The 3,141-nt window shown below is 65.8% G+C and carries 1 protein-coding gene and 1 pseudogene; both read left to right on the top strand.

Features of this window, described 5'->3' with window-relative positions; genetic code table 11:
* On the top strand, positions 1-2,706 hold a 2,706-nt coding region (locus CQ13_RS10030), incomplete at its 5' end, for a hybrid sensor histidine kinase/response regulator (protein ID WP_063800058.1).
* Between the two features lie 33 nt (positions 2,707-2,739).
* Positions 2,740-3,141, top strand: a pseudogene (locus CQ13_RS10025) (chemotaxis protein CheW); the annotation flags it as partial.

Here is a 3,141-nt window from a genome sequence, read left to right as displayed (position 1 = left end):
ACCAGCGAGAGCCTGGATACGGTCGACAATCAGTTGGTGCGGTTCGAGCAGGACCCGAGCGACGCGAAGATCCTGGATAACATCTTCCGCCTGGTCCACACCATCAAGGGCACCTGCGGCTTTCTAGGCCTGCCGCGACTGGAAGCACTCGCCCATGCCGGCGAGACCTTGATGGGCAAATTCCGCGACGGCATGCCGGTCAAGGCCGAAGCCGTGACGCTGATCCTGTCGAGCATCGACCGCATCAAGGAGATCCTCGCAGGTCTGGAAGCCACCGAGACCGAGCCCGAGGGCACCGACGAAGACCTGATCGAGAAGCTGCATGCGATGGCCGAAGGCGGCCACCATGCGGCGGAAGCGCAGCCTGAACCCGCGCCCGTCGTCGCCGCACCGCCGGTTGCGCCCGCGATGACCAAGGGCACGCTGGTCGAGCAGGTGCTGGAACGCCCGTTGCGTCCGGGTGAAGTCTCGCTCGACGACCTCGAGCGCGCCTTCCGCGAGACCGCGACCGAAGCCGCCCCGGCACCTGTCGCCAAGGCTGCGCCGGCGCCTGAGGCTAAGGGAGCCAAGGAAACTGCCAAGGAAACTGCCAAGGAAGCGGCCAAGGCAAAGCCGGCCCGCAAGCCGGTTGCCGTGGATGCCGACGGCGAGGTCGCCGACAAGATCGCCAACCAGTCGATCCGCGTCAACGTCGACACCCTCGAACATCTGATGACCATGGTCTCCGAGCTGGTGCTGACCCGCAACCAGCTCCTGGAAATCTCCCGCCGCAACGAGGACACCGAGTTCAAGGTGCCGCTGCAGCGGCTCTCCAACGTCACCGCCGAGCTGCAGGAAGGCGTCATGAAGACGCGGATGCAGCCGATCGGCAACGCCTGGCAGAAGCTGCCGCGCATCGTGCGCGACCTCTCGGGCGAACTCGGCAAGCAGATCGAACTGGAGATGCACGGCGCCGACACCGAGCTCGACCGCCAGGTGCTCGATTTGATCAAGGATCCGTTGACGCACATGGTGCGCAACTCCGCCGACCACGGCCTGGAGACCCCGGCCGAGCGGCTCGCCGCCGGCAAGGGCGAGCAGGGCACCATCAGGCTGTCCGCCTATCACGAGGGCGGCCACATCATCATCTGCATTGCCGATAATGGCCGCGGGCTCAACACCGAGCGGATCAAGGCCAAAGCGCTGCAGAACGGTCTCGTCACCGAGGCTGAACTGGAGAAGATGACCGAAGCCCAGATCCACAAGTTCATCTTCGCGCCGGGCTTCTCCACCGCCGCCGCCGTCACCTCGGTCTCCGGCCGCGGCGTCGGCATGGACGTGGTGCGCACCAATATCGACCAGATCGGCGGCACCATCGACATCAAGAGCGTGGCCGGCGAAGGCTCTTCCGTCACCATCAAGATCCCGCTGACCTTGGCGATCGTCTCGGCCCTGATCGTGGAAGCCGCCGGCGACCGCTTTGCGATCCCGCAATTGTCGGTTGTCGAGCTGGTGCGCGCCCGCGCCAACTCCGAACACCGCATCGAGCGCATCAAGGACACCGCGGTGCTCAGGCTGCGCAACAAGCTCCTGCCGCTGATGCACTTAAAGAAGCTACTCAAGATCGACGACGGCTCGTCCAGCGACCCCGAGAACGGCTTCATCGTGGTGACGCAGGTCGGCAGCCAGACCTTTGGCATCGTGGTCGACGGCGTGTTCCACACCGAAGAAATCGTGGTCAAGCCGATGTCGACCAAGCTGCGGCACATCGACATGTTCTCCGGCAACACCATTTTGGGCGATGGCGCCGTGATCATGATCATCGACCCCAACGGCATTGCGAAAGCGCTCGGCGCCTCCGGCTCCTCGGCCCATGAGATGGCCGACGAGGCCTCGGCGGCGCATGGCTTCGGCAGCGAACAGCTCACCTCGCTGCTGGTGTTCCGCGCCGGCTCCTCGCAGCCCAAGGCGGTGCCGCTCGGCCTCGTCACCCGGCTGGAAGAGATCGCCACCGACAAGATCGAGCTGAGCAACGGCCGCTACATGGTGCAGTACCGCGACCAGCTCATGCCCTTGGTGCAGATGGCCGGGGTCACGGTGCAGACCACCGGCTCGCAGCCGATCCTGGTGTTTGCCGACGACGGCCGCTCGATGGGGCTCGTGGTCGACGAGATCATCGACATCGTCGAGGAGCGGCTGCACATCGAGGTCGCCGGCCAGCAGGACGGCATTTTAGGTTCCGCCGTGATCAAGGGCCAGGCCACCGAGGTGATCGACGTCGGCCACTTCCTGCCGATGGCGTTTGCCGACTGGTTCTCGCGCAAGGAGATGCGGGCCTCCTCGACCGCGCAATCGGTGCTGCTGGTCGATGACTCCGCCTTCTTCCGCAACATGCTGGCGCCGGTCTTGAAGGCCGCCGGCTACAAGGTGCGGGTCGCCGTCAACGCGCAGGAGGGGCTCTCGGCGCTGCGCTCGGGCCAGACCTTCGACGTGGTGCTGACCGACATCGAGATGCCCGACATGAACGGCTTCGAGTTCGCCGAGACGATCCGCGCCGACAACAATCTGGGCATGCTGCCGATCATCGCTTTGTCCTCGCTGGTGTCGCCGGCGGCGATCGAGCGCGGGCGGCAGGCCGGCTTCCACGATTACGTCGCCAAGTTCGACCGTCCCGGCCTGATCGCGGCGCTGAAGGAACAGACCGCCGAGACCCGGCACGCGGCCTAAGCAGGCTTGGCCGGGGCATAAGGAAGTTAGACCATGACAACCAAGACCGAGACCATCGAGGCCACCGTGGCCGAATACGTCACCGCCGTGATCGGCGGGCAATTGTTCGGCCTGCCGATCTCCCGCGTCCAGGACGTGTTCATGCCGGAACGGCTGACGCGGGTGCCGCTGTCCTCCGCCGAGATCGCCGGCGTGCTCAACCTGCGCGGCCGCATCGTCACCGTGGTCGACATGCGCGCCCGGCTCGGCTTGCCGAAGAACGACGACGGCAAGCCCGCCGATGGCGGTCGGCGTCGACCTCAGAGGCGAGTCCTACGGCCTCTTGATCGACCAGATCGGCGAGGTGCTGCGGCTGTCCGACGCAAGCTGCGAGGAAAACCCCGTCAATCTCGACCCCCGCATGGCCAAGCTCGCCGGCGGCGTGCACCGCCTCGA

Source organism: Bradyrhizobium retamae (genome assembly GCF_001440415.1).
Classification (GTDB): Bacteria; Pseudomonadota; Alphaproteobacteria; order Rhizobiales; family Xanthobacteraceae; genus Bradyrhizobium; species Bradyrhizobium retamae.
This window is presented reverse-complemented; position numbering and strand designations above follow the sequence as displayed.